The organism is Prauserella rugosa (genome assembly GCF_000719975.1).
GTDB classification, from domain to species: domain Bacteria; phylum Actinomycetota; class Actinomycetes; order Mycobacteriales; family Pseudonocardiaceae; genus Prauserella; species Prauserella rugosa.
The window spans coordinates 35,531-61,516 of the sequence record NZ_JOIJ01000013.1 but is presented as its reverse complement, the minus strand read 5'-3'; the positions used below and the strand labels follow the sequence as shown (position 1 = coordinate 61,516).

General features: G+C 70.9%; 28 protein-coding genes. 9 read left to right on the top strand and 19 right to left on the bottom strand.

What is annotated here, in order from left to right:
* Window positions 1-3: 3 nt before the first annotated feature.
* The 4 genes from IF64_RS0117990 to IF64_RS0117975 all read right to left on the bottom strand — a co-directional run bounded on the left by IF64_RS0117990 (window position 4) and on the right by IF64_RS0117975 (window position 3,879).
* Window positions 4-843, bottom strand: coding sequence for a carbohydrate ABC transporter permease (locus IF64_RS0117990; RefSeq protein ID WP_030533306.1), 840 nt, complete (start codon window positions 841-843; stop codon window positions 4-6).
* Window positions 843-1,796, bottom strand: a complete 954-nt coding sequence (locus IF64_RS0117985) for a carbohydrate ABC transporter permease (protein ID WP_030533305.1) — start codon at window positions 1,794-1,796, stop codon at window positions 843-845. Before IF64_RS0117985 ends, IF64_RS0117990 begins: the two co-directional genes overlap by 1 nt.
* A complete protein-coding gene (locus tag IF64_RS0117980; RefSeq protein WP_084705949.1) occupies window positions 1,793-3,118 on the bottom strand; it encodes an ABC transporter substrate-binding protein in 1,326 nt (441 codons plus the stop codon). The genes IF64_RS0117985 and IF64_RS0117980 overlap by 4 nt, the downstream gene beginning before the upstream one ends.
* 239 nt (window positions 3,119-3,357) lie before the next feature.
* On the bottom strand, window positions 3,358-3,879 hold the full coding sequence (locus IF64_RS0117975; RefSeq protein WP_030533303.1) for a YflT domain-containing protein: 522 nt from the start codon (window positions 3,877-3,879) through the stop codon (window positions 3,358-3,360).
* 211 nt (window positions 3,880-4,090) lie between these two features.
* Here IF64_RS0117975 and IF64_RS0117970 point away from each other — a divergent pair, with 211 nt between their 5' ends.
* On the top strand, window positions 4,091-4,693 hold the full coding sequence (locus tag IF64_RS0117970; protein WP_036877055.1) for a GNAT family N-acetyltransferase: 603 nt from the start codon (window positions 4,091-4,093) through the stop codon (window positions 4,691-4,693).
* A 116-nt stretch (window positions 4,694-4,809) separates the two neighbouring features.
* Window positions 4,810-5,946 carry an Mrp/NBP35 family ATP-binding protein gene (locus IF64_RS0117965; RefSeq protein ID WP_048807462.1) on the top strand — a complete coding sequence of 379 codons (1,137 nt, stop codon included), beginning with the start codon at window positions 4,810-4,812 and terminating at the stop codon, window positions 5,944-5,946.
* 375 nt (window positions 5,947-6,321) lie between these two features.
* On the opposite strand, the gene tatB is transcribed toward IF64_RS0117965, so the two are convergent.
* The 4 genes from tatB to sigE all read right to left on the bottom strand — a co-directional run bounded on the left by tatB (window position 6,322) and on the right by sigE (window position 10,243).
* Entirely contained in the window at window positions 6,322-6,780 is a 459-nt protein-coding gene (gene tatB / locus IF64_RS0117960) for a Sec-independent protein translocase protein TatB (protein ID WP_030533300.1), read from the bottom strand.
* 46 nt (window positions 6,781-6,826) lie between these two features.
* On the bottom strand, window positions 6,827-8,362 hold the full coding sequence (locus IF64_RS0117955; protein ID WP_030533299.1) for a S1C family serine protease: 1,536 nt from the start codon (window positions 8,360-8,362) through the stop codon (window positions 6,827-6,829).
* Between the two features lie 184 nt (window positions 8,363-8,546).
* Window positions 8,547-9,482, bottom strand: a complete 936-nt coding sequence (locus IF64_RS25545) for an anti-sigma factor family protein (RefSeq protein WP_084705939.1) — start codon at window positions 9,480-9,482, stop codon at window positions 8,547-8,549.
* Complete coding sequence (sigE, locus tag IF64_RS0117945; RefSeq protein WP_281292273.1) at window positions 9,479-10,243, bottom strand: RNA polymerase sigma factor SigE; 765 nt, start codon at window positions 10,241-10,243, stop codon at window positions 9,479-9,481. Before sigE ends, IF64_RS25545 begins: the two co-directional genes overlap by 4 nt.
* A 214-nt stretch (window positions 10,244-10,457) precedes the next feature.
* On the opposite strand from sigE, the gene IF64_RS0117940 reads away from it, so the two are divergent.
* On the top strand, window positions 10,458-11,123 hold the full coding sequence (locus tag IF64_RS0117940; protein ID WP_030533296.1) for an O-methyltransferase: 666 nt from the start codon (window positions 10,458-10,460) through the stop codon (window positions 11,121-11,123).
* Here the strand turns inward: IF64_RS0117940 and IF64_RS0117935 are convergent.
* Window positions 11,055-12,365: an MFS transporter gene (locus tag IF64_RS0117935; RefSeq protein ID WP_246134842.1), complete on the bottom strand. Its 1,311-nt coding sequence runs from the start codon at window positions 12,363-12,365 to the stop codon at window positions 11,055-11,057. The two genes, IF64_RS0117940 and IF64_RS0117935, sit on opposite strands and share 69 nt — an antisense overlap.
* A gap of 65 nt (window positions 12,366-12,430) precedes the next feature.
* Between IF64_RS0117935 and IF64_RS0117930 the strand changes: the two genes are divergently transcribed.
* Complete coding sequence (locus IF64_RS0117930; protein ID WP_030533294.1) at window positions 12,431-13,339, top strand: LysR family transcriptional regulator; 909 nt, start codon at window positions 12,431-12,433, stop codon at window positions 13,337-13,339.
* Between the two features lie 52 nt (window positions 13,340-13,391).
* Here the strand turns inward: IF64_RS0117930 and IF64_RS0117925 are convergent, their stop codons facing one another.
* Window positions 13,392-14,903 (bottom strand): leucyl aminopeptidase, encoded by a 1,512-nt coding sequence (locus IF64_RS0117925; protein ID WP_030533293.1) that lies wholly within the window; start codon window positions 14,901-14,903, stop codon window positions 13,392-13,394.
* Between the two features lie 93 nt (window positions 14,904-14,996).
* Complete coding sequence (locus IF64_RS26680) at window positions 14,997-15,164, bottom strand: DUF3117 domain-containing protein (RefSeq protein WP_048807468.1); 168 nt, start codon at window positions 15,162-15,164, stop codon at window positions 14,997-14,999.
* A gap of 190 nt (window positions 15,165-15,354) precedes the next feature.
* On the opposite strand from IF64_RS26680, the gene IF64_RS0117915 reads away from it, so the two are divergent.
* Entirely contained in the window at window positions 15,355-16,158 is an 804-nt protein-coding gene (locus IF64_RS0117915; RefSeq protein WP_030533292.1) for an enoyl-CoA hydratase-related protein, read from the top strand.
* Window positions 16,159-16,294: 136 nt separating this feature from the next.
* Here the strand turns inward: IF64_RS0117915 and IF64_RS0117910 are convergent, their stop codons facing one another.
* From IF64_RS0117910 to IF64_RS0117900, 3 genes are read right to left on the bottom strand one after another with little or no spacing between them, the layout of a single operon-like run.
* Window positions 16,295-16,867: a DNA-3-methyladenine glycosylase I gene (locus IF64_RS0117910; protein ID WP_030533291.1), complete on the bottom strand. Its 573-nt coding sequence runs from the start codon at window positions 16,865-16,867 to the stop codon at window positions 16,295-16,297.
* A complete protein-coding gene (locus IF64_RS0117905; protein WP_030533290.1) occupies window positions 16,864-17,319 on the bottom strand; it encodes an SRPBCC family protein in 456 nt (151 codons plus the stop codon). Before IF64_RS0117905 ends, IF64_RS0117910 begins: the two co-directional genes overlap by 4 nt.
* Window positions 17,316-17,642 carry a DivIVA domain-containing protein gene (locus IF64_RS0117900; RefSeq protein ID WP_030533289.1) on the bottom strand — a complete coding sequence of 109 codons (327 nt, stop codon included), beginning with the start codon at window positions 17,640-17,642 and terminating at the stop codon, window positions 17,316-17,318. The genes IF64_RS0117905 and IF64_RS0117900 overlap by 4 nt, the downstream gene beginning before the upstream one ends.
* A 77-nt stretch (window positions 17,643-17,719) precedes the next feature.
* On the opposite strand from IF64_RS0117900, the gene IF64_RS0117895 reads away from it, so the two are divergent.
* On the top strand, window positions 17,720-18,394 hold the full coding sequence (locus IF64_RS0117895) for a lysophospholipid acyltransferase family protein (protein ID WP_030533288.1): 675 nt from the start codon (window positions 17,720-17,722) through the stop codon (window positions 18,392-18,394).
* A 168-nt stretch (window positions 18,395-18,562) separates the two neighbouring features.
* Here IF64_RS0117895 and IF64_RS26190 read toward each other — a convergent pair whose 3' ends face one another.
* The 4 genes from IF64_RS26190 to dapE all read right to left on the bottom strand — a co-directional run bounded on the left by IF64_RS26190 (window position 18,563) and on the right by dapE (window position 22,059).
* Complete coding sequence (locus tag IF64_RS26190; protein WP_051757958.1) at window positions 18,563-19,312, bottom strand: DUF4232 domain-containing protein; 750 nt, start codon at window positions 19,310-19,312, stop codon at window positions 18,563-18,565.
* Window positions 19,313-19,571: 259 nt separating this feature from the next.
* On the bottom strand, window positions 19,572-20,162 hold the full coding sequence (locus IF64_RS0117885; protein WP_036877052.1) for an LOG family protein: 591 nt from the start codon (window positions 20,160-20,162) through the stop codon (window positions 19,572-19,574).
* Window positions 20,144-20,920, bottom strand: coding sequence for an LOG family protein (locus IF64_RS0117880; protein WP_030533285.1), 777 nt, complete (start codon window positions 20,918-20,920; stop codon window positions 20,144-20,146). Before IF64_RS0117880 ends, IF64_RS0117885 begins: the two co-directional genes overlap by 19 nt.
* Window positions 20,921-20,982: 62 nt before the next feature.
* Window positions 20,983-22,059 carry a succinyl-diaminopimelate desuccinylase gene (dapE, locus tag IF64_RS0117875; protein WP_030533284.1) on the bottom strand — a complete coding sequence of 359 codons (1,077 nt, stop codon included), beginning with the start codon at window positions 22,057-22,059 and terminating at the stop codon, window positions 20,983-20,985.
* Window positions 22,060-22,183: 124 nt separating this feature from the next.
* Between dapE and IF64_RS0117870 the strand changes: the two genes are divergently transcribed.
* Complete coding sequence (locus IF64_RS0117870) at window positions 22,184-22,630, top strand: hypothetical protein (protein ID WP_246134841.1); 447 nt, start codon at window positions 22,184-22,186, stop codon at window positions 22,628-22,630.
* Window positions 22,631-22,660: 30 nt separating this feature from the next.
* Window positions 22,661-23,647, top strand: coding sequence for a 2,3,4,5-tetrahydropyridine-2,6-dicarboxylate N-succinyltransferase (gene dapD / locus IF64_RS0117865; protein WP_030533282.1), 987 nt, complete (start codon window positions 22,661-22,663; stop codon window positions 23,645-23,647).
* 53 nt (window positions 23,648-23,700) lie between these two features.
* On the opposite strand, the gene IF64_RS0117860 is transcribed toward dapD, so the two are convergent.
* A complete protein-coding gene (locus IF64_RS0117860) occupies window positions 23,701-24,321 on the bottom strand; it encodes a TetR/AcrR family transcriptional regulator (RefSeq protein ID WP_030533281.1) in 621 nt (206 codons plus the stop codon).
* Window positions 24,322-24,426: 105 nt separating this feature from the next.
* Here IF64_RS0117860 and IF64_RS0117855 point away from each other — a divergent pair, with 105 nt between their 5' ends.
* On the top strand, window positions 24,427-25,887 hold the full coding sequence (locus IF64_RS0117855) for an FAD-dependent monooxygenase (protein ID WP_051757957.1): 1,461 nt from the start codon (window positions 24,427-24,429) through the stop codon (window positions 25,885-25,887).
* The last annotated feature ends 99 nt before the right edge of the window (window positions 25,888-25,986 follow it).

Sequence of the window (25,986 nt, the reverse complement as noted above, 5' to 3'; positions counted from 1 at the left end):
GCCTTACCCCTTCACGGCACCGGACGTCAGCCCCGCGACGATGCGGCGCTGGAAGAACAACACGAACAGAATGATCGGGATGGTGATCACCACGGCCGCCGCGGAGATCGTCCCGGTCGGGTCCTCGAACTGCGAGGCACCGGTGAAGAACGACAGTGCCGCGGGCACGGTTCGCGACGCCTCGGTCGAGGTCAGCGAGATCGCGAACAGGAAGTCGTTCCAGCACAGGATGAACACCAGGATCGCCGTGGTGAACACTCCGGGCGCGGCCAGCGGGGCGATCACCTTCCGGAACGCCTGCGCCGGCGTCGCACCGTCCATCTTGGCCGCCTTCTCCAGCTCCCAGGGGATCTCCCTGAAGAACGACGAGAGCGTGTAGATCGCCAACGGCAGGGCGAACGTGATGTACGGCAGGATCAGTCCGGGCCAGGTGTCGAAGAGCCCCAGCTCGCGTTCGATGTTGAACAGCGGGGTGACCAACGAGATCTGCGGGAACATCGCGATCAGCAACGACACCCCGACCAGCAGTTTCTTGCCGGGGAAGTCGAGCCGGGCGATCGCGTAGGCCGCCATCATGCCGAGCACGACCGCGATCAGCGTGGCGATCAGCGAGATGCCGATCGAGTTGATGAGCGGGCGGACGAACTCGCCCATCGCGAAGATGTCGCGGTAGTTGTCCAGTGTCCATTCGCGAGGGAAGAAGTTCCCGTCGGCGAGGGTCTCCTTCGACTTGAACGACAGCGACGCGATCCACAGCACGGGAACGAGGGCGTAGGCCACGACGATGATGTCGAGCAGCGCCCAGCGGGCTTTGCGGCCTGCGGTGGCCGTCTGCATTGCCATCAGCGCTTACCTCCGTCGTCGCTGCCCGGTGCCGCCGTGCCGAAGCCCTTCACGAAGACGAACGCGATGATCGCGACCGTCAGGAAGATGAGCACCGCCATGGCGGAGCCGATGCCGAGGTTCAACCCCTTGATCAGGTTGTTGTAGGTCTGCATCGACACCGACGAGGTGTCGTTGGCTCCGCCGGTGAGCACGAAGATGTTGTCGAAGATGCGGAACGCGTCCAGCGTGCGGAACAGCAGCGCCACCAGGATGGCCGGTTTCATCACCGGCAGCATCACCTTGACGAAGCGCTGCCACGCGTTGGCGCCGTCCATCGAGGCCGCTCGCATCAGGTCGTCCGGTACGAGTGCCAGGCCCGCCATGAGCAGCAACGCCATGAACGGGGTGGTCTTCCACACCTCGGCCAGCGCGATGATGAGCAGCGACGGTCCGTACTCGGTGAGTGGAGCCCCGCCGTCGGCGAGCGCGTTGGCCAGGTATCCGGTTCCGGGCGTCCAGGCGTAGTACCAGGAGAACGCCGCGGCGACGGTCACGATGCCGTACGGGATCAACGCCACCGTCCGAACCAGACCGCGGCCGACGAGGGTGCGGTGCATGATCAGCGCCAACCCCATGCCGAGCACGAACTCGATGGCCACGGTGACGACCGTGATCAGCATCGTGGTGCCGAACGAGGTCCACCAGTACGAGTTGGTGAGCACGGCGATGTAGTTGTCGAATCCGACGAACTCGCGGTCGTCCGGGAAACGCAGGTCGTAGCGCTGCAGCGACAACCAGATCGAGTAGACGATCGGGTACCCGGTGACGGCGAGCATCACGATCGCCGCAGGGGCGCACAGCAGCCAGCCGAGCCTGCGTTCGGCCTTCTTGCCCTCGCTGAGCGCGGCCTTCTTCGGTGTCGCGGGGCGTTCCGGCGGCGCGTCGGCGGTGCCGGTCACGGTGTCGCTCATGGGATCACGCCCTTCGAGTCGAGCGCGTCGGTCAGCTCTTCACGGAGCCGTTCCGCCGTGCGCTGAGGGTCGATTTCGGACGGTGGGGAGAGCACCTTCGCCATCACCGTGGACAGGTTCTGGTAGGCGGGGGTGAGCGGCCGGACGGCGGCGGTCTTCAGCGCTTCCTTGATGTCGTCGCGCATCGGATACTCCGTGGCCATACTCGGGTTGTCCTCGGGATCCGCGGGTTTCGACGCGTCGAGCGGTTCGGTGTCGTCGTAGACCGACTCGATCGTCGGCGGCACGCCGTCGCGCAGTGCCGAGAACTTCTGGTGCTCGGCGCTGCGCAGGCACAGCGCAGCCTCGAACGCCTCCGGCTTCTTCTGTGACGAGGACGCCACCGCGAGGTCGTAGCCGCCGATGGTGCTGCGGCCGGGCTCGCCCTCGCGCACGCCCGGGTACTGCGCCCACTTGAAGTGCTTCAGGTCCTGCGGCTTCTCCGCAGCGTACGAGGCGTAGACGAACGGCCAGTTCAGCTCGAACGCACCGCGTCCCTGCTGCATCGCCAGCCGGACCTCGTCCTCCTGCTGGTTGGTCAGCGACGGATCGGTCAGGCCGGTGCTGCTGACCTCCTTGAGGATCCGCAGCGCCTCCACCGCGCCCTCGTCGATGATCACGCGCTGGCCGTCCTCGGACAGGATCCGCCCGCCCGCCGATTCGACGATGGAGTTGTAGACGACGACCAGACCTTCGTACTGGGCGCCGGTGAACAGGATCTGGTGCGGATCGCCCTTGTCCTTGAGCTGGCGGGACGTGCGCATCATCTCGTCCCACGTCTTGGGCGGCTGGGAGGCGATGCGGTCGTCGTACCAGAGCAGCTGGACGTTGGTGTTCTTCGGCGCCGCCCAGAGTTTGCCCTGCCACTGGGCGGTCTTCAGCGGGCCCGGCAGGACGTCCCGCTCGGCCTCCGCCTTGTTCGCGCCCTTCCACTCCTCGACCCAGCCGGCCTCGGCGAACTCGGGAACCCAGGTGACGTCGAGGCCGAGCACGTCCATCGTCTCGTCGCCGGCGGCGAGCCTGCGCACCATCTGTTCGCGCTGGCCGTCGGCGTCGCGCGGCAGTTTGTTGTAGACGATCCGATATCGGCCGTCGGCCTGCTCGTTGCAGTTGTCGACGACCGTCTGGAAGTTGTCCTCCGGCGCGTAATAGACGTTGATCGCCGTGCTGTCGTCGGTTCCGCATGCGGTGAGCACGCCCGCTCCGGTCAGGAACGCGCAGGCCGACGCCAGCGCCCGCACGGGCGGCCGGTGCCGGCGAGGTCGCGTCCGCGGTATCGCCATCTCCTCGTCCTCCTCCACGCCGAGCACGTATCGGCATCGAGGAGCGCAGGCTCCGCACGCCGTCGTGCATGGGCTCAGAACACAGTGAATCCACCGCTCGGGTGATCAGCTCGGGAAGGTATTCCCCGCAGCCGCCGGCGGCAAGCACACACTGTAACGATTAGGGGACGCAGGGGCCGGAAAATCCGACTAAAGCACTATCGCGAACGATCGGCGGGCGGCGCAGGCCGCCTCGCCGCTCAACCCTGCGTACCCATACTCAGCTTGGCGAGGAGGTCGCGTCCCTGCTCGGCGTTGCGCGGCTGGCACAGGACGTCGTATCGGCCCGCGACGAGCTGGCTCGACGACGAGAAGTCCCTCCGGCCGCGCGTGGACGCGTAGCTCACCGCGGCGAAGGCCATGCCGAACCCGACACCGACGACCAGGCCGATCAGGATCGGAGCCAGTGCCATGCCCTCGGCGTTGCTGAACATGCTCAGCAGCAGGCCGACGAACAGACCGAACCAGGCGCCCGACGCCGCGCCGGTACCCAGCACCCGTCCCCACGAGAGCCGGCCGATGACGCGTTCGACGAGCATCAGGTCGACGCCGACGATCGTCACGTCCTGCACCTTGAAGTCGTTGTCGGCGAGGTAGTCGACGGCGCGCTGCGCCTCCTCGTAGGTGTTGTACGAGCCGATCGGCCAGCCGGTGGGCGGCGTGGGCAGCCGCGGAAGCCCCGGCGCCTGTCGTCCTGACGAAAGTGGACCGGTCACGATCATCACCTGTGCCTTCGACTTCTCCGTGTTGTCCGCGCTTGGTGCGCTTCCCGGCGGGCCGGCATCGGCGGGCTTCTCGCCGACAACGGGACCCCACGTAACAATACGTACACCACCGGCACCGTCACCGGCTGCACACCGGTTGTCACCTCACACCGGTTGTCACCGCGCTCCGGTTGTGACGGTGCCACGACCGGGGGCATGCTCGACGCCCGTGTCCACGACACTACTCACCCCGCGCCTGCGGCTCCGCCCACTGAGCGCGTCCGACACCCCGCAGATCGTCGCGCTGCACACCGATCCCGCGGTACTGCGTTATTTGGGGCGGCCGGTCGACATCGACACGGTGCGGCGCGAGCACCTGCCCCGGCTGTTGCGGGTCGACCCGCACAGCGGCCGTCCCGACTACCTCGCCGCCGAGACCCGCGACGACGCCCGCGTCGTGGGCTGGTTCATGCTGCGCAGGGTGGACGAGGAGTCGCTGCTGCGCGCCGGCCCCGACGAGGGGGCGCTCGAGCTCGGCTACCGGCTGGAGCGCGCCGCGTGGGGCCGCGGCTACGCCACGGAGGGCGGCCGCGCCCTCGTCGAGGACGCGTTCACCACGCTCGGTGCCGATCGCGTCGTCGCCACGACGATGGCCGTCAACACCGCGAGCCGCCGCGTGCTCGAGAAGTGCGGCCTGCGGCTCGTGCGCACCTTCTTCCCCGCCTGGGACGACCCGCTCGACGGGGCCGAGCACGGCGACGTCGCCTACGCCCTGAGCAGGCACGAGTGGGCGCGCACCGGCGCGGGCTGCGCCCATCACCCCACCGCATAGGGCCGGCGGACGAGGCACGAGGCGTTACGCGGAGAACACGGCAGGCAGCCACGTAGCATGAGGGCAGCACAAGCAACCGCCAGCGACAGAAGGTCGGTGCCCGAGCAGTGACCACCATGCAAGACAAGCCCAGTGTCGAGACCGTCCGTACCGCGCTGAACTCGGTGCAGGACCCGGAGATCCACAAACCGATCACCGAGCTCGGCATGGTCAAGGACATCACCGTCGGCGACGACGGCGTCGTCACCGTCGCGGTGTACCTCACGGTGGCCGGGTGCCCCATGAAGGACACGATCACCAAGGACACCAAGGCCGCGGTGAGCGAGCTGCCCGGCGTCAACGAGGTGCGGGTCGAGCTCGACGTCATGAGCGACGAGCAGCGCTCCGAGCTGCGCAAACAGCTCCGGGGCGACGCCGAGGAGCCGGTGATCCCCTTCGCCCAGCCGGGTTCGATGACCCGCGTGTACTGCGTCGCCTCCGGCAAGGGAGGCGTCGGCAAGTCCAGCGTCACGGTCAACCTGGCCGCCGCCATGGCCGAGCGCGGACTGAAGGTGGGCGTCGTCGACGCCGACATCTACGGCCACTCGGTGCCCCGCATGCTGGGCGCCGACGAGAAGCCCACCAAGGTCGACTCGATGATCATGCCGCCGCAGGCACACGGCGTGAAGGTGATCTCGATCGGCATGTTCACGCCCGGCAACACACCCGTGGTGTGGCGTGGCCCGATGCTGCACCGCGCGCTGCAGCAGTTCCTCGCCGACGTGTTCTGGGGCGACCTCGACATCCTGCTGCTCGACCTGCCTCCGGGCACGGGGGACATCGCGATCTCGGTCGCACAGCTGATCCCGAACGCCGAGATCCTCGTGGTCACCACGCCGCAGCAGGCGGCCGCCGAGGTCGCCGAGCGCGCCGGTGCGATCGCCCTGCAGACCCGCCAGCGGGTGGCAGGCGTGATCGAGAACATGTCGTGGTTCGAGGCTCCCGACGGCTCGCGAATGGAGATCTTCGGTTCCGGCGGTGGGCAGACCGTCGCCGACTCGCTGTCCAAGTCCGTCGGTTCCGAGGTGCCGCTGCTCGGCCAGGTGCCGCTCGAGACGAAGCTGCGCGAGCAGGGCGACGCCGGAACGCCGCTCGTGCTGTCCGACCCGGAGGCGGCCGCCTCCGAGGTGCTGCGGTCGGCGGCCGAGAAGCTGTCGGTCCGCGCGCGTGGCCTGGCCGGGATGATGCTGAACGTCTCGCCCGCGGGCCGCTGACCCGACCGACCACACGACGAAGGCCGGGGTTCGCATGGTCGAACCCCGGCCTTCGTGTGTCGTGGGGTCGGCACTCGACTCGTCCGGCGAGCCTGGCGCAGCCGGCGAGATCCGCACCTACTTTCGTCGGATGACGGCAACCTTCCGGATCGCCCCGGCGTGACTCTCATGCCGGGGATCTTCGTCCGGCGCCTTCCGAAGGGGACGGGCATGCGATGCCCGAGGGCGGGCCCGAGGCACCCGAGACTGGGGGTGGGTGCCTCGGGTACACCGCCGCAGAACGGCTGCGAATGCGACCACTCCGCCGACACGGCCGCGGCGCAGGCGTCGAGCGTCGTCCGAACCAGGTGGCGTCCGAACCAGGTGGGGTCCGGGTCAGGTGGCGTCCGGGTCGACCGGAGGGTTTTCCCCCGGCTTGAGCGGCTCGGCGGGACGTGCGGAGCCATGGGTACCCGCGCCGTTCGCGCTGCCGGCTCCGCCCACACCCGTGCTCGATCCGTTGCTCTGGACGCCGTCGCCGCCCACGGGCCGCGTGGCGTTGATGTCCTTCAGGCCGATCGGGTCGGAGTCACCGTCGAACAGGTGCTGGGTGACGGCACGTTTCGGGTCGAAGCTGCGCAGCTGGCGAAGGTCCTCGATGGGCTTGCGGAACTCCTCGTACTCCGGCCCCATCTCGTCCTTGAGCTGCTGCCGCGCGCCCGTGGCGAACTCGCGCACCTTGCGTACGGACTTGCCCAGCCATGCCGCGGCCTCCGGCAGACGTTCCGGACCCAGGATGAACAGTGCCGCCACGAGGAGAATGAGGATCTCGCTCCAGCCAATGTTCTCGAACACCTGGGAAACCTCCGCCTCTTCGGCCGCTCACGCCCAGACTACTAGGTCAGTCTGAACCGAGGGTGACATCGACGGTAAGTGCACGACCGTCCCGCACGAGCCGCACCGGGACGGTGTCGCCCACCTCGTGTTCGCGCACCGCGACCGTCAGCTCCGCCGCGTTCCGCACCTGGCGCTCGCCGACCTTGGTGATCACGTCGCCCTCGCGGATGCCCGCCCGTGCCGCGGGCCCCTGGCCTCGCACGTTCTGCACCTGGGCGCCTTCGGAGGTGTTGGCCGACACCGACGCCGCGTTCACCCCGATGTCGGCGTGCTTGACCTCGCCGTCGCGGATCAGCGAGTCGGCGATGCGCATGGCCTGGTCCACCGGGATGGCGAAGCCGAGACCGATGCTGCCGCCCTCGCCTTCGCCGACGGTGCGGATCATCGAGTTGATACCCACGAGCGCGCCGCGGGAGTCGACGAGCGCGCCACCCGAGTTGCCGGGGTTGATGGCGGCGTCGGTCTGGATGGCGTCGTAGGTGACGTTCGGGTCGCCGTTCTCGCCGGGCGCCGTCACGGGACGGTCCACGGCACTGACGATGCCCTCGGTGACGGTGTTCTCGAGACCGAACGGCGAGCCCACGGCGACGACGCCGTCACCCGGCGCCAGGTCGGAGGACTTGCCCACCTCGATCACGACCGGGTCGGACACGTTCACCTTGATCACGGCGAGGTCGGTCTTGGGGTCGGTGCCCACGACCTGCGCCTTCACGCGCGTTCCGTCGGTGAACACGGCGGAGATGTCGGATCCGTCCGATCCGACGGCCTGGGAGATCACGTGGTGGTTGGTGAGCACGTAGCCGTCGGAGTCGATCACCACACCGGAGCCGACACCGCCGTTCTGCCCCGAGGTGACCTCGATCGACACGACGGCGGGGGCCACGCGCTGGGCGATGCCCGCGATCGATCCGGCCGGCCGCTCCTTGGCGGCCTCCGCCTCGGCGACGTTGAGTTCGCCGCGGAGCTCGTCGCCGGTGGTGCCGACGGCCCATCCGACCAGGCCACCCGCGGCACCGATGCCGAGTGCGATGACCGCGAGCAGCGCCAACGCGACCGGCTTGACGCGCCTGCCGAACAGCACCTCGGGGAGGCTGAGCTGGGCTCCACGCGGCTTGTCGGTGTCCTCACCCTCGTCGTCGGGTGCCGTCACGGCGGGCGTGCTGAGCACCGCACCGGCGCCCGGGTCGCGCCACGGGTCGGTGTCGGAGCCCCACAGCGGTTCCTCGCCGTCCGGGTCGCGGCGGCCGTCACCGGTGTGGTCCCCGTGCGGCCGCTGCAGCACGACGTCGTCGGCGCCGGGAGGCCTGCTGAACGCCTCGGCGAGCGATTCGGGGGCCGGCGGCGCGGACACCGCGGGCGCCTGCTCCGAGGTGCCACGGCCCGCCGAGAGCGTGTCGAACGAACCGGCCACACCGCGGGGCCGGCCGAACGTCGCGGCCGCGGCGGGATCCACCGCGGGACGCGAGATGGGACGCGGTCGGAGCCGCGGCTCCCGGCCGTCCTCCTGGCCCTCCTGGGACGAGTTCGGTGGCTGGCTCATCTTCCCCTGACAAACGGTTCGTCGCGTGCTCGTGACTCGAACGGAGACTACGCGTGCGGGCCGGGACGCACAGACGCCCCGGGAGCATCCGAACCGATCATGTCGCGTGGGCGGTGAAGTCGGCGTGGGAAGCGCCGCCCGTCGCCGTCCCCGCGGTCGTGAGCCGTGGTGCCGGCGTGGGGGCTCAGCGTTGCTCGGCGGCCTGCGGTGCGACCGGCTCGGCCGTCGTCGCCCGCGGGGTGGGCACGGCCACCGGCGTCGTCGTGGACACCGGAGTGGTGGTCGACGTGGCCGTCGCGGCGGCCGGCGACTTCGCGGTGGAGTCGGCGGCACCCGCGCGGGCCGCGCCGGAGGGAGACGTGGTCGACGCGCGGTCACCACCGAACTGGGCGCGCAGCACCCCGGTGTTCGGCTGATCGCCGCCGGTCCGTGAGCGGTCCTCGTCGCCGATCGGGCTCGCGGTGGTGCCGACGAGCGCCAGCGCGCTCAGTACGAGCCCGGACACCACGACGCCGGCTCCCTGGACGGCGCGCCGCCTGCCACGGCCGTTGCCGTGGCTGTTGCCGTGGTCGGGTCCGTGGTCAGCGCCGTGGCCGGTGCCGTGACCAGTGCGGTTGCCGGGCTTGTCGGTGGTGTCGCCGGATGTGGAGGCCCGGGGCGTCCGGCCGCCCAGCGCGGCTCCCGACTGCCCGAGCGGGGTCGTCCCGCCGAGGGCCGACCTGCCGAGCGCGGATCTGCCCAACGGCGCGGAACCGCCCAGCGGGGTCGTGCCGCCGACGCGTCCACGCAGTCCGGCGATCCTGCCGGGCCGCTGCACGGCGACGAGCTGGCCGTCCTCGGTGACCGCGAGGTTGTCCGGGGTGGCGTCGACGTCGGTGTCCTGGGGGATCGACCGGAGACTGGCGAGGAACCCGGCCGACATCGACGGTTCGCGCGCGTCCTGCACCGCGGAGCGCACCTGACGCTGGGTCTCGACGTCCGCCGCGCACCACGGGCAGTGCGCCAGGTGTTCGGCGGCACGCTCGGTCGCGGCCGGGGACAGTTCGTTGTCCACGAACGCCACGACCGCGTCCGGCAGGAGGTGCGACTCCGGAAGGCCGAACCCCAGCTGACGGCTCATCCGAGCGCCTCCCGACTTCGTGTGGCCGCGGCCCGCTCCAGCGACGCCTTCAGCGCCTGCCTGCCGCGGTGGATCCTGCTGCGTACGGTGCCGAGCTTAACGCCGAGCGTCGCGCCGATCTCCTCGTAGGACAGTCCTTCGACGTCGCACAGCACGACGGCGGCACGGAACTCGGGAGGCAGTTCGTCGAGCGCGGTCTGCAGGTCCGGGTCGAGGTGGGTCTCCGAGTAGACCTGCTCGGGGCTCGGGTCGTCGCCCACGATGCGGTCGGTGTCCTCGGGCAGGCCCTCCATGCGCACGCGGGAGCGGCGGCGGGCCATGTCGAGGAAGAGGTTGGTGGTGATGCGGTGCAGCCAGCCCTCGAACGTGCCGGGCTTGTACGAGGCGAGCGACCGGAACACGCGGATGAACGTCTCCTGCGTGAGGTCCTCGGCGTCGTGGGCGTTCCCGCTGAGCCGGTAGGCGAGCCGGTAGACGCGGTCGGCGTGCTCGCGCACGACCTCGTCCCAGGTCGGCGGGGTCCACGCCTCGGTGGCGTCCTCCAGCGGCGCAACAGAGTTGTCGGCGCGGGTGTTGTCAGCCCGGGTGTTGTCGGCCCGGGTGTTGTTGGCCGGCTGTGGGGCGGCGCCCGTCGAGACGGCGTCGTTCGGCGTGGCCACCTGCTGGGTCGCCTGCCCGGCCTGTGCGGGCACGGTCGCGTGTTCGTCGGTGGGCTGCACCGTCGGCGTCGTGCTGCTCTGTGACAGCGGAGGCACCTCCATCGGCCTGGTCCCCTTCGTAGCCGTTCAACGTCCGGCGTGTGGTCCATGTTCCCGCCGGATCCGTGTTCCCCTCGTGAGACACAGTCTTGCCGGTTTCCTTACGGATTCCATGAGGTGCGCCTGAGAAGGGCCTGAGAGTCGCCGAGAGGTCGGCTGACCTGGGTCACCGCGTGGTGACAGGGGCCGGCGAAAGCGGCGCGCTAACCTTCTGCGCGTGACATCGGAAACAGATCCCGCCGCGGCGCTCGCCGACGGTGTCGGCGGGTTCGTCGACGGTTTCGCGGCGGAGGACGACGCGATCGCCGGTGCGCGGGCGCGCGCCGGCGAACTCGGCTGTCTTCCGGTGTCACCCGCGACCGGTGCGGCACTGTCGCTGCTGGCCACGACCGTGCAGGCCAGGGCCGTGGTCGAGATCGGCACCGGCACCGGGGTCAGCGGTCTGCACCTGCTGCGCGGCATGGCAGGCGACGGGATCCTGACGACGATCGACTGGGAGCCGGAGTTCCACCGGGCCGCGCGCCGCGTGTTCACCTCGGCCGGGTATCCCTCCGGCCGGGTACGCACGATCACCGGGCGAGCCCTGGACGTGCTGTCCCGGCTCACCTCGGGCGGCTACGACCTCGTCTTCGCGGACGCGACCCTGGTCGAGTACCCGGGCTACTTCGCCCAGGGCGTGCAGTTGCTGCGGCCGGGCGGGGTGATCGTGTTCCACAACGTCCTCGCCGACGGGCGCATCGGCGACCACGCCCAGCGCGACCCGGGTCTGCTGGCGCTGCGCGACGTCGCCAGGGCCATGCGCGACGACGAGCGGTTACGCCCTGCCGTGCTGCCACTGGGCGGTGGGCTGCTGGCGGGCGCGGTCGTGGCCGAACCCGTCTGAGCCCTCCGGCGCCGTGCCCTGCTCCGTGGTCCGCTCCGCCGTCTGCTCGTGCTCGCTCGGCCGCACGGTCCGGGACCGCAGCCGCGTGGTCAGCACCGCCGCGACGCCGAGGGCGAGCCATGCGGACACGGTCGCCACGAGCCCGCCCCAGCCCGCGTGGCCGTACACGTACGCCCCGATCGCCCCGCCGATGCTGCTGCCCAGGTAGTAGAAGGCGTTGTAGAGCCCGCCGACCTGACCACGTCCGGCCGCGGGTGCCTCGGCCGCGGCCCAGCCGTTGGCGACCGAGTGCGCGGTGAAGAAACCCATCGTGAGCACCACGAATCCGGCCGCCACCAGGGGGACGGAGTCCGGGAGGGTCAGCGCGGCACCCGCGATCGTCAGCACGAGGCCCGCGGACGCGGCACGCACCCGGCCGAGCCGGGCGACGAGGCGTCCGGCCCTGCTGGAGGCGACCGCACCGCCCGCGTAGGCGAGGAACACCAGCGACGCGATGGCCGGGCTGAGGCCGAGGTCGCCGGTGAGCCGGAAACCCGCGACGTTGTAGAGCGCCACGAACGAGCCCATCGCCAGCAGCGCCACGGCATACTGCGCCAGCAGCGTGCGGTCCCCGACGGCCGTGGCCAGTCCCCTGCCGACGTCGCCGAGCTTCGGCCGCCTGGCACGCGGCGGCAGCCCCGGCAGGGTCACCGTCGTGACCACCGCGCAGACCAGGCCGATGCCGCCGACGACCGCGAGTGCGCCGTGCCAGCCGAGCGCGTCGGTGGTCCAGCCGACCGACAGCCGTCCCGACAGCCCGCCGATCGTGTTGCCCGCGATCATCGCCCCGACGGCGGCCGCCACGCCGGCCGTGCCCAGACGTTCGGCGAGGTAGGCCGAGGCCACACCGGGAAAGCCGGCGATCGCCACGCCCTGCAGCACGCGGATCGCCAGGAACACCTCGAACGTCGGCGCAAGCGGAAGGGCGAGTCCGAGCAGCGCCGAGGTCAGCACCGAGGCGACGATGATCGGCTTCCTGCCGACGATCTCCGAGAGCACGGCCAGCGGCAGCACCGCGACGGCCAGCGCGCCGGTGGCCACGCTGATCGCCAGCGCCGCGCGTCCCGGATCGAGCGAGTACTGCTCGGCCAACTGCGGCAGCAGCGGCTGCGGCGCGTAGAGCAACGTGAACGAACAGATGCCCGCCGCCGCGATGGCGAGCGTGACCCGGCGGACGGACACGGCGCCTGTTTCGGTACTCACGGTTACCGACGCTAAGTATCCGCCGAATGATGCGTCCAATACGCCAGGCAGCGATAATCGATGCGATGATGGATGACTCGGAGAACGCGCGGGTCGCGGCGGATCTCGCTCCGTCGGTCGCCCTGCTGCGCGTGCTGAAGGTCACGGGCAATCTCACGCGCGCGGCCGCCGAACTGCGCATCCCGCAACCGACGGCCAGCAGGCGCCTCGCCGCACTCGCCGACCTCCTCGGCACCCCCGTCACCGCGCCGGACGGCCGCGGCATCCGGCTCACCCGCGCCGGGGCGCTGCTGGCCGACGCCGCCGAGCGCGCGGGCACCGAGCTCGAACACGGCGTCCGCCAGGTGCACGAGGAGGTCGACCCCGAACGCGGACACGTCGCACTCGGCTTTCTCCACCTGCTCGGCCGTTCGCTCGTGCCCGGCCTGGTGCGCGACTTCCGGGCCGGCCATCCGCACGCACGGTTCACCCTCGTGCAGGGCTCGCTGCAGGACATCGTCGACCGGCTCGTCCGCGGCGAGGTCGACCTGGGGCTGGTGGCCCCTCCACCGGAGACCGCCGGGCTGGCCTCGATCCCGCTGACCGAGCAGGAGCTGTTCGTCGCCGTGCCCGAGACGCATCCGCTCGCCGCGGCCGGCCACGTGCGTCTCGTCGACCTGGCCGCCGAACCGTTCGTGATGCTCGAACACGGCTACGGCCTGCGGCAGATCACCGACCGGCTCTGCGCCCAGGCGGGTTTCGAACCCGAGGTGGCCTTCGAAGGACAGGAATCGGAGACGGTCCGCGGGCTGGTCGCGTCGGGACTCGGTGTCGCACTGCTGCCGAAGTTCGAGCCCGGCACGCCGGCCGGGATCGTCGAGGTCCCGCTACGGCCGAGAGCCACACGGACCGTGGGACTGGCCTGGCCGAGCCTGCGCCCGTTGCCACCGGCCGTGGCGGCGTTCCGGGACTTCGTGCAGCGCACCAGGACCTGAGCCGCGCGCAGGAAGCCGCGCGCGGACCGGCGGAAACGGCGGATGCGGTCGATCAGCCGTACGAGGCGGCCAGCTCCACGAGGGTGCGGGCGGCGAATCCGGTGGCTCCTGGCACGACCTCGTCGTAGGTCGACTCGGCACGTCCGGGGCCTGCGATGTCCAGGTGCGCCCACGGCAGGCCGCCGGTGAACTCGCGCAGGAACAGCGCCGCCGTCACCCCGCCCGGTCCGGGCGCGGCCTGCTTGACGTCGGCGATCTCGCTGCGCACGTCGCCCATGTGGTCCTCGAGCAGCGGCATCCGCCACCACTGTTCACCTGCGCGCTCTCCCGCTGCGCACACGCTGTCGGCCAACGCGTCGTCGGTGGCGAACACGCCGCCGGTGCGCAGGCCGAGCGCGACCTTCATCGCGCCGGTGAGGGTCGCGACGTCGACGAGGGCGTCGGGGCGGAAACGCTGGATGCCGTAGGCGATCGCGTCGGCCATCACCATGCGCCCCTCGGCGTCGGTGTTGCCGACCTCGCTGGTGCGCCCGCCGTAGTGGCGCACGATGTCGCCCGGACGGTAGGCCGACCCGGACACGTGGTTCTCGGCCGACGGCACGAGCGCGGTGACCTTCACCGGCAGGCGCAGCTCGGCGATGGCCCGCATCGCGGCGATGACCGCACCACCACCGGCCATGTCGGTGCGCATCAGGTGCATGCCCGCGGCCGGCTTGATGGAGATGCCGCCGGTGTCGAACGTGATGCCCTTGCCGACCAGCAGCAGATGCGCGGTGGCGCCACGCGGCCGGTAGGCCAGCTCCACCAGCCGCGGCGCGCTCTCCGACCCACCGCCCACGGCCAGGACACCGCCGAAGCCCTGTTCGGCCAGCCACGTCTCGTCGCGCACGGTCACGGTGAGGCCGCGGGTCCGCTCGCCGACCGTGGCGGCCACGTCCGCGAGCCACGCCGGGTTCTTGACGTTCGACGGCGTGTTGGCGAGATCGCGGGCGAACGCGGTGGCGGCAGCAGACTCGCGGGCACGCGCGACGGCGGTGGCCAGCTCCGACGCGGTGTCGGCACCCACGGCGTCGGCGGTCAGGCCGTCGAAGCGCACCGACGTCACGGTGGGCCGGGGCTTGTCGGCCGTCACGCGGAAGCGGTATCCGCCGAGCAGGACACCGGTGGTGAAGGCCGCGATCTGCTCGGCGTCGACCCCGTCGGGCAGGCACACCGCGACCTTCGTCGGCGCCCTCCTGCCCGCGCCGGCCTCGGCCTCGGCGTAGGAGTTCGCGGCGCGCACGAAGGCGGCACCGGCAGATCGGTACCGCGCGGGCTCACCGTCGCCGATGCCGACCAGCCACCGAGGCGTGCCCGTCGACCGCGCTCCGGGCACGGTCACCGTCTCGGCCGCCCTGCCCGTGGCGCGCAGCTCCTCGGCCAGCTCGGCATGGGGTGAACCGGCCTCCGCCAGCGCCTCCGGGCCCGCGTGCACGAGGGCGATCAGCTCACCACGCTGGGCGGCGCCGCCCACCTCCACGTCGGCGATCGGGCTCGGGACGGGCGACAGAACGGCGCGCGCCATGTGAGGGCCTCCAGGCACAAGTGAACTCAGCCGGTCGGGACGACGACGCGACCCGACCGGCAGCGGGGACTGGGAAGAGTTGTCGGGCGTGGCCTAGCTCGTGGCCTCCTGAAGGGCCGCGCCGAGGTCCTTGGCCTCCTCGGCCGTCAGCTCGACGACGAGACGCCCGCCGCCTTCCAGCGGTACACGCATCACGAGGCCCCGTCCCTCCTTAGCAACCTCGAGGGGACCATCTCCGGTCCGGGGCTTCATGGCCGCCATAGCGTGCTCCCTCCATCTTCAACCAGCGCCCGGCTCGCGTTCGCGTCACACCGGGTCTCCACCCATTGTCCCCCATCGACGGTTGGCGGCGAACGCCGGACCGATCTTAGCGTCGGGGCATAGGCGCTGGTATGCGCCTCACAGGCCTGAGAGACTCGGCGGCCGAGACGAACGATTCGGAGGGCTTTCCGTGACGACAGACGACGTCCTGCAGGTGGTCGACGGCGATGCCGGCAGCGGTGTGCGCACGCTGATTCTCAATCGCCCCAAGGCATACAACGCGCTGACCGTCGAGCTGAAGGAGCGCCTGCTCGCCGCGCTCACCGAGGCGAGCGAGGACGAGAGCGTGCGCGCGCTGGTGCTGACGGGCGCGGGCAAGGCGTTCTGCGCGGGGCAGGATCTGAAGGAGCACGTGGGCCTGCTGCAGGAGGGCGACCCGGCACCGCTGCGGACGGTCGCCGACCACTACAACCCGATCGTCAAGGCGATCACAGGCATGCCGAAACCGGTCATCGCGGCCGTCAACGGTCCTGCCGCGGGAGCGGGCGCCGCGCTCGCCTACGCCTCCGACCTGCGGATCGCGGCCGGATCGGCGAACTTCCTCATGGCCTTCGCCAACGTGGGCCTCGGTCCCGACAGCGGCGCGTCGTGGACGCTGCAGCGGCTCGTCGGCTACGGGCGTGCGCAGGAGCTGATGATGCTCGCCCGCACGGTCGACTCGACGGAGGCGCTGCGGATCGGCCTGGTCGGCGAAGTCGTGGCCGACGACGAGCTCGCGGGCAGGGCGCAGGAGCTGGCGCTGAAGCTGGCCGCCGGGCCGACGGTGGCCTACGCCAAGATCAAGTCGACGCTGGCCACGGCCGCGGAGGGCACGCTGGACGACGCGCTCGCCGCCGAGGAGCAGGCGCAGGCCGAGCTCGGCGGAACGGCCGACCACACCGAGGCCGTCGACGCCTTCGTGAACAAGCGCAAGGCCATCTTCACCGGCAAATAGCCGCGGCCACATGCTCCCGAGGGCCCTTTGGTCGCGTTGAACGCAACCAATCTTCCCTTCGCGGGACCTCACGCCTCGTGCGTCCGCGATGGGAACAATAGTCGCGTTGAACGCGACTATGGGGCCCTCGGGAGCGTCAACGGGCGCGGTGACAGCCCTCGACGTGGTCGTCGACCATGCCGGTGGCCTGCATCATCGCGTAGCACGTCGTCGGCCCGACGAACGTGAATCCCCGCTTCTTCAGCGCCTTGGCCATCGCCGTCGACTCCGGCGTCACGGCGGGCACGTCGGCCATCCGCGCAGGGCGGTCGTGGTGATCGGGCGCGAACGACCACAGCAGGTCGTCGAGCGGCGTGTCGAGTTCGGCCACGGCCCTGGCGTTGCCGATCGTGGCGTGGATCTTCGCGCGGTTCCGCACGATGCCCGCGTCGGCCAGCAGCCGCGCGACGTCGTCGTCGCCGAACGCGGCGACCGCGACCGGGTCGAACCCCGCGAAGGCGGCGCGGAACGCCTCCCGTTTGCGCAGGATGGTCAGCCACGACAGACCCGATTGGAACGCCTCCAGCGACATGCGCTCGAACAGGGCGGTCACCCCGCGCAACGGGACGCCCCACTCGGTGTCGTGGTAGTCGGCGTAGTCGGGCGCCGTGTTCGCCCAGGAACAGCGGGTCAGCCCGTCGGGCCCGGCCAGTTCGGTGTCGACCGTCATGCTCCCACCTCGTAGGTCTCGGCGAACGTCGCGAACCGGCGCAGCGACACCTTCAGTCCGAGCGCCAGCGGCAGTTTCGCCACCGGCCAGCCGAGCCTGCCGACCGGTCCGAACGGCAGGTCCAGACGTTCGGACCACACCAGCACCGCACGGTGCGCCCCACGCGGGTGGACGTGGAACGACCCCGTTCCGCGCACGAAGGTCCCGAGATGCCGCACGGTGCACCGCACGGGCGGCTCCCACGCGGTGATCTCCATCGGGTCGCTGACGCCCACCCCCGAGACGGGGCCGGTCACCGCCTCGAGCCGGGTTCCGACGCTGCGGCCGTTGCCCTCGGTCACCCGCACGTGCGTACCGAGCATCCACTCGCCCTGGCGCTCCCAGTCGGTCAGCGCCAGCCACACGGTGCCCGCGGGCGCGGCGACCTCGACCGATTCGACGAGTTCGCTCACTGCGCCCCGCCGGTGGGCTGCTGGGCACGCGCGTCGAGCTGCGACTCCAGCTCGGCGACCCGCGCACGCAGACCGTCGATCTCCCCGCCGAGCCGCGCGATCACCCAGTCCACCTCCGACATCTTGTAGCCGCGTGCCGTGAGCTGGAACTTGACCGCCGCGACGTCCTCGCCGGTGATGTCGTCGGCGGGCAACCGGGTGGGCGAGCTGCCGGGCGGCAACGGGGCGAGTTCCTCACCGCGGCCGAACACGAGCGCTGCGAGCAGGAACACGACCGCCGCCACGAGCAGCATGACGAGCAGGTAGATGAGCGCGGTGGTCACATGCCGATCGTGGCACAGGCCCCACTTGGCCCGCGCGGACGTCACATCGCGACGGCCCCGCGTGCGATGCTTGAGGGGTGCTGCATCTGCTGATCCGCCGGGGACTCGCACCATTGGCCAGGACGTTGTGGCGCCCGGAGGTGCACGGCGCCGAGAACGTACCGCTCGACGGTCCCGTCATCTTCGCCTCGAACCACCGGTCGGCCATCGACACGGCGGTGATCCCCATCGTCGCTCCGCGGCCGGTCGCGTTCCTCGGCAAGGCCGAGTACTTCGAGGGGTCGAGCCCGAAGGATCGGCTGCGCGCCGGGTTCCTGTCGGCGCTCGGCTACGTGCCGGTGGAGCGCGGCAACGCGGCGGCGGGTCTCGCGGCGCTCGGTGCGGCCCAGAAGGTGCTCGCCGAGGGCGGGGCGTTCGGCATCTACCCGGAGGGCACCCGTTCGCTGGACGGCAAGCTGCACCGCGGGCACACGGGCGTGGCGGCGCTGGCGCTCGAGACGCGATCGCCGGTCGTCCCGGTCGCCTTGGAGGGCACCGAGCGGCTGCTGCCGGTCGGGAAGAAGATCCCTCGGCCGGTGAAGGTCACGGTGCGGTTCGGCAAGCCGCTCGACTTCTCCCGCTACGACGGCCTCGCGGCGTCGCCGCCGATCCGCAGGGCGGTCACGGACGAGGTCATGTACGCCATCCTCGAACTCTCCGGCCAGGAGTACGTCGACGCCTACCACAAACGCCCGGACAACGACGCCGCCTGACCCGAGACGCCGTGTTGCGCTCTCCGGGTCCCGTGTTGCGGACCCAGGAACCCGTGTTGCGGACCCAGGGGCGCGTGTTGCGGATCCAAGGTGCCGTGTCGCGGACCCAGGGGCGCGTGTTGCGGACCCAGGGGCCCGTGTTGCCGATTCCGGGGCCCGTTCAGCGCTTCACGGGACGTAGAACGCGCTGGTGTTGTACTCGCTCGCGCAGTTGGTCATCTCGCTCATGGGGATGTCGACGATGATCGGCTGGACGTCCGAAGCCTCTTCGGCGGGTGGCTGCCCGCCGGACCTCGGCGGCAGGTGAACCTCGAACGAGGGGATCTTGTGGTAGCAGGCGTTGCTCGAACCGGTCTCGAACCACGAGACGTACACGGCGGCCTGCCCGCCGGGGTCGATCTCGACGCGGGACGGCCCCGGCGAGAGCGTGTGGGACACCGTCACCGGCGTCTGGGCGTGGCCGTTGCTCTTCACCAGGTCCGGGTGTCCGTCCACGGTGCACGCCTGAGGCCCGTTGTTGACGAACTGGAACATGCCGCTGAACGAGCCGTCGGCCGACTGCTGCATCGTGCCGTCCTGGTTGCGATAGGCGCTGAACGTCGCGCTCAGGTACTCGGCCGTGCACGGGATCTCGCCCGCCTCGCCCGCACCCGGCGAGGAAGGGGTGGCCGTGTCGGCGGGCACGGGCTCCGCACTCGCCGAGGCCGGAGTGGCCGGCTGCGACGGCTGCGACGGGTTGCCCGATTCCGACGCCGAAGCAGCTGCCGACTCCGACGCGCCCGCGCTCGCCGGCGCCGAAGCCGGCGCCGACGTCGTCTCGGTCTGGTCGTCACCACCCGACTGCTGGACCGCGCACCCGCTCGCCAGGAGTCCGGTTGCGACGGTGGCGGCGATCAACGTCGCCCGTGTGGAAATCATCTCGGCCCCCAAGAATGTCGCCCAATTCCTCGAATCGCCCGTGGGGCCGCGTGATCATAGGGATCGGTTCCGCAAAGTCACGATGACCGATCTCACCGCGGAAAATGACTCGAGAAACGCAACCGAACGCGCGCCGAAACGTCCACATGGGAGAACCACCGAAAAACCACAATGGACATTGCGGAAATTCGTCGCGTCCCGCCGCGTCCCGCCCTCGGCGTGGACCCCGTCCGACGGGACCGACGTCAGTGGACCAGGCTCAGACGTCCCACTTGTTGACCGGAACGCCCGAGTGGGTGCTGAACGCGTCGAGGAGCTTCTCGGGATCGGAGTCGATACTGACGATCTCGCGACCGGGCGTGTTCAGGAATCCGGAGTCCACCATGTGGTCGAGAAACTCGCCGAGCTTGGCGTAGTAGCCGGCCACGTCGACGATGCCGACGGGTTTGGCGTGCAGGCCGAGTTGTGCCCACGTCCAGATCTCGAACAGTTCCTCGAGGGTGCCGATTCCGCCGGGCAGGGCGAGGAACGCATCCGACAACGACGCCATCGTCGCCTTACGTTCGTGCATGTCCTCGACGATGCGCAGTTCCGTCACGTCGTGATGGGCGACCTCAGCCTGCACCAGGTGCTCGGGGATCACGCCGATCACCTCGCCGCCCGCCTCGAGCGCCGCGTCGGCGACCGTGCCCATGAGCCCGACGTCGCCGCCGCCGTACACGACCCCGAGACCACGTCCGGCCAGCAGCTTCCCGAGCGAGGCCGCCGCCTCGCGGTGCACCGGGTCGTTGCCGGGCGACGACCCGCAGAAAACACAGATCCGGCGCAGCACTAGTGCGTGTCCTCCCATGCCTTGTAGGCCTCCAGCACGACCTTGACCGCGTCGTCGACGTCGTCGGTCAGGTAGAGCAGGTCGACGTCCGCCTCCCCCACCTTGCCGCCGCCCAGCACGGTGTCGCGAATCCACGAGTACAGCCCGCCCCAGTAGTCGCTGCCGAACAGCACGACCGGGAACTTGGTCACCTTCTTGGTCTGCACGAGGGTCAGTGCCTCGAACAGTTCGTCCAGCGTGCCGAATCCGCCGGGCAGGCAGATGAACGCCTGCGAGTACTTGATGAACATCGTCTTGCGGGCGAAGAAGTAGCGGAAATTCACGCCCAAATCGACCCACGGGTTCAGGCCCTGTTCGAAGGGCAGCTCGATGCCGAGGCCGATCGACAGTCCGCCCGCTTCGGAGGCGCCCCTGTTGACGGCCTCCATCGCGCCGGGGCCACCGCCGGTGATGGCGGCGAAGCCGGACTGCGCCAGCTTCGCGCCGATCTCCAGTCCGGCGGCGTACTCGGCGGACTCGCGTGGCGTGCGTGCCGAACCGAACACCGTCACCGCGCGCGGGACCTCGGCCAGCGCGCCGAAACCCTCGACGAACTCGGCCTGGATGCGCAGCACCCGCCACGGGTCGGTGTGCACCCAGTCGGTGGGCCCGCGCGAGTCGAGCAGCCGCTGGTCGGTGGTCGAGCCGGGGCCTGCTTTCTGCTCGCGCCGCAACACGACGGGCCCGCGGAACGCCTCCGAGGGCCGTTCTTCCGGGGTGTTCACGCCATCAGTCACGTCGCCAGACTACGAGGCGGCATGTCGGGATTCCGTTCGGGCGACCCGCCGCGCCGATGCGGTCAGGCGCCGGCGCTCAGGAACGTCCGGAGCGCGTCGGCGACCCGGCGGATCTCCGCGACCGACACCTGCTCGCCCTGGGTGTGGGCGAGGGTGGGGTCGCCGGGGCCGAAGTTGACCGCGGGCATCCCCAGTGCCGAGAACCTGGCCACGTCGGTCCAGCCGAGTTTCGCCGTGGCCACGCCACCCGCGGCGGCGACGAGTTCCTTCGCGGCCGGTTCCGACAGCCCCGGCCGGGCGCTCGGCGAGGCGTCGACGACGGTGACGTCGTAGCCGTCGAACAGCTCTCGCAGGTGCGCCTCGGCCTGGTCGACGTCGCGGTCGGGCGCGAACCGGTGGTTGACGCCGAGGACCGCCTCGTCGGGCACGACGTTGCCCGCCACCCCGCCGCCGATCCGCACGGCCTGCAGCCCCTCGCGATAGGTCAGGCCGTCGATGTCGACGACCCGCGGTTCGTAGGCCTCGAGCCTGCGCAGCGGTTCGGCGAGCGCGTGAATGGCGTTGACCCCCATCCAGCCGCGTGCGGTGTGGGCGCGCGCTCCGGTCGTGGTGACGTCGATGCGCATCGTGCCCTGGCATCCGGCCTCGATCGACCCGTTCGAGGGTTCGCCGACGATCGCGAGGTCGCCGCGCAACCACTCGGGCACCTCGCGCTGGATCCGGCCGAGGCCGTTGAGGCTCGCGTCGATCTCCTCGCAGTCGTAGAAGACGAACGTGATGTCGCGGTCCGGCTCGGGCAGCGTGGCCGCGAGGTGCAGGAAGACCGCGTCACCCGACTTCATGTCCACGGTGCCGAGACCGCGCAGGATGGCGCCGTCGTCGGTGCGGCTGCTCGGCAGGTTGGCGTTCTCGGGCACCGTGTCCAGGTGCCCGGCGAGCACGACGCGCGACGGCCTGCCGAGGTTGGTCCTGGCCAGCACGGCGTCCCCGTTGCGGACCACCTCGAGGTGCGGCGCCTGGCTGCGCAACGCCTCCTCCACGGCGTCCGCGATCGCCTTCTCGCTCCTCGACTCGGACGGGATGTCCACGAGCGCGGCGGTCAGGTCGACGGGATCGGCGTGCAGATCGAGCGCGGTCATGCCCGCCAGATTACGTGCAGCCGCTACCGGCGCGTGTGCTGCACCGTGCCGGAGATCCACGCCGAGCGCAGAGTGCGGGAGGACCTGGCGGCGCCGCGGCCGCGACCATGCGTACGGTGAGAACGTGCGTATCCGGACATTGCTCGTGGCCGTGGCAGGCGTGCTGATGGTGTTGGCGTCGGCGTGTTCGAGGGAAGCCGGGCCGACACCGACCGGGGGCGGCGAGGACCCGGGTCCTTCGGCACTGGCCACCAAGCTCCGGGCGATCACGCAGGACGTGTGCTACCGCGCACCCGGCGACATCGATCCGCCCAAGTGCCAGAAGTACGTCACCCAGCTCGGCAGCGTGCCCGGCCAGGCGCGGGACTACGCCAAGAACGAACATCCGGAGCTGACGTCGGCGGCCGACACGCTCGGCAAGGGACTGCGCGCGTACAACAGCGGCGGGTGCGGCGACGATCCCGGCGCGAGCGGCGACACCGAGGCCTGCACGCAGAGCCTCCAGGACATCGCCGACGCGCTCGGGGACGTCCAGGCCGGGGTCCGGCAGCTGCCCGAGGTGTCCGGGTAGCACGCCCGGCCCGCGGGTTACCGTTACGGCGTGAGTGAGCAGACCCCTGATCCCGAAACGACCGGCGCCGTCGGCGTCGGGCTGGCCACCGTCACGACGAACGGGACCGTGCTCGACACGTGGTTCCCGAACCCGCGGCTGACCGACGCGGTCGCCGAACCCGGCACCGTGCGGCTGTCGGCCGAGGAGGCTGCGGAGTCGCTCGGCTCCGAGGTGACCGCGTTGCTGGGCGCCGACGAGGCGCGTGGCGTCGAGGTGGTGGCCGTGCGCACCTCCCTGGCGACGCTGGCCACGGCACCGGCCGACGCCCACGACGTCTACCTGCGGCTGCACCTGCTCTCGCACCGGCTCGTGCGCCCGCACGGCGTGAGCCTGGACGGGCAGTTCGGCTACCTGTCGAACGTCGTGTGGACCAACCACGGCCCGTGCCCGGTCGAGGGCTTCGAGGCCACGCGCATGCGGTTGCGCGCCCGCGGTCCGGTGACGGTCTACAGCATCGACAAGTTCCCGCGCATGGTCGACTACGTCTCGCCGAGCGGCGTGCGCATCGGCGACGCCGACCGGGTCCGCCTCGGCGCCCACCTCGCCAGCGGCACGACCGTCATGCACGAGGGGTTCGTCAACTTCAACGCGGGCACGCTCGGCGCGTCGATGGTCGAGGGACGTATCTCGGCAGGCGTCGTCGTGGGCGACGGATCGGACGTCGGCGGCGGCGCGTCGATCATGGGCACGCTGTCCGGCGGCGGCAAGGAGGTCATCTCGATCGGTGAGCGCTGCCTGATCGGCGCCAACGGCGGCGTGGGCATCTCGCTGGGTGACGACTCGGTCGTCGAGGCGGGCCTCTACGTCACGGCCGGGACGAAGGTGCTGGTCGACGGCAAGTCCATGAAGGCGGGCGAGTTGTCCGGCATCTCGGGTGTGCTGTTCCGCCGCAACTCCACGACCGGTTCGGTCGAGGTCGTGCCCCGCACCGGCACCGGCGTCGAGCTCAACGAGGCGCTGCACGCCAACGACTGACTGATACCTGCAACGACGCCGCCGGGCCCGCGAGCCCGGCGGCGTCGTCGTGTTCACCCGGGTTGCGCGGCCGCCCCACACGTCAGGGCGCGGTGGATGAAGTCGGTCAGGAACTCGATCGCCTCGTCGTCGGACAGCTCACGGCCGCTGCCGTCGCCGCCCAGGGTGAGCCAGGTCCAGGCGAATTGCTCCAGCAACGCCCGGACCGCCGAGCCGACCAGCTGCGGGTCGCCGGGAAGACCGTCCACGTGGGACAGATGGCGGCTCAGGTGCTCGCGGTCGGCGGCCGTGATCTCCTGCATCCGCCCGGCGAACCGTTCGTCGACCATCGCGGCCTGGCGCAGGGCGGTGAGCTCGGGAACGTGCGCACGATGGAACCGCCAGTACGCCGCGACGTGCCAGCGCACGGCGTCCCGATCGCGAAGGTCCTCACTGTGCTCGGGGTCGGCGTACACATCGAGGTCGGCCTCGGCGAGCATGTCGGTGAGCAACGCCTCGAGCAGCTCCTCCTTACCCGCGAAGTGGTTGTAGAACGACCCCGCGGCGCGTCCCGCCTCCCGCGTGATGTCGGTGATCTTGGCGCTCAGGTACCCCTGCCGCGCGAACACGCGCCGCGCAGCGGCCTTCAGCGCCGATGCCGTCTCCGCCGACTGTGCCTTCCGCGCGGTCGCCATCCGTGCTTCCTCCTCGTGACTTGACACCGAACGCTAACAGCGCGCAATCTGAATATTAATTCACTGAATCTCGATTCACTCGAGTGTGCCCCCGGAGGAGTGCCCATGAACCCTGATGTCCTGGTCGCCGGCGCCGGCCCCACCGGCCTGACGCTCGCCATCGAGCTGGCCCGGCGTGACGTCCCCGTGCGCATCGTCGACGCAGCCGAGCGCCCCCTCGGCGGATCCAAGGGCGACGGCCTGCAACCACGCACGCTCGAGGTGTTCGACGACCTCGGCGTGCTCGACGCGGTGTTCGACGCCGGCAGAGCCGTCCCCGACCTGCACACCTATGTCGACGGCGTCTTCACGGAGGTGCGGCGCATCGCACCGTGGCAGGAGCCCACGCCGGACGTGCCCTATCCGAACGGGTGGATGCTCGGCCAGGCCCGCACCGAGGAGATCCTGCGCGGCCGCCTCTCCGACCTCGGCGTCACGGTCGAACCCGCGACCGCCGTCACCGGATTCGTCCAGGACGACGACGGCGTGACGACGTCGCTGTCCACCGGCGAGACCGTACGCAGCGCCTACCTCGTCGGCGCCGACGGCGGGCGCAGCACGGTGCGCAAGACACTGGGCATTCCCTTCGACGGCACGACCGACGAGTCGATCCGCGCACTCGTCGCCGACGTCCGAGCCGATGCGCTCGACCACTCCGTCGGCCACTGGTTCCACAGCTCGGCGGATCCAGCCGGTGGGGTCGGCCTCACGCCGCTCGCGGGCGGCAGGCACTTCCAACTCGTCACCCCGCCCGTCGACGACGCCACGGATGCGCCCACCCTCGACGCCCTGCAGACCGCACTGGACGCGACCGGGGCCGACGTCCGCCTCACCGAGCTGGCCTGGTCGACCCTGTGGCGGGTCAACGTCCGCCTCGCACGGCACTTCCGGAAGGGGCGTGTGTTCCTCGCGGGCGATTCCGCGCACGTCCACCCTCCGACCGGCGGACAAGGCCTGAACACCGGCGTCCAGGACGCCTACAACCTGGGATGGAAGCTCGCCGAGGGCTCGGTCGCGTTGCTCGACACGTACGAGACCGAGCGCCGAGCCGTCGCCCAGGACGTACTCGGGCTGTCCACCCGGCTGCTGCGCAAGCACGTCGACGGTGCCGCCGACGCCCACGAGCGGGGAACCGAGACCCGCCAGCTGGGCATCAGTTACCGCACCAAGAACGACTCGGCGGGCGGGATCTGCGCGGGCGATCGAGCGCCGGATGCGCCACTACGCGACCCGGAGGGCCGGCTGGTGCGGTTGTTCGACCTGTTCCGCGGCCCGCACCCCACGACGCTCGTGTTCGGCGACGGGCCGCTACCGGACGGGGCCCACGTTCACCGCATCGGAAGGGCGGCCAGCACCGAGGACACCGGGCTGGGCGGACTCGTCGACGTCGACGGGCACGCCTTCGCCACGTACGGCGCCGGGAACGGCATGCGGGTCGAGATCCGCCCGGACGGCTACATCGCCGCCGTCACCCGACCGGAGCCGATGGGAGCACCCGCCCCTGCTGCGCAGACCACGACCCGGTGACCACGCTGGGCCGCAACACGGGCCCCAGGGACGCAACACGGGCCCCGGAAACCGCAACACGGCGCCCCGGGGACGCAACACGGCGCCCCGGGGACGCAA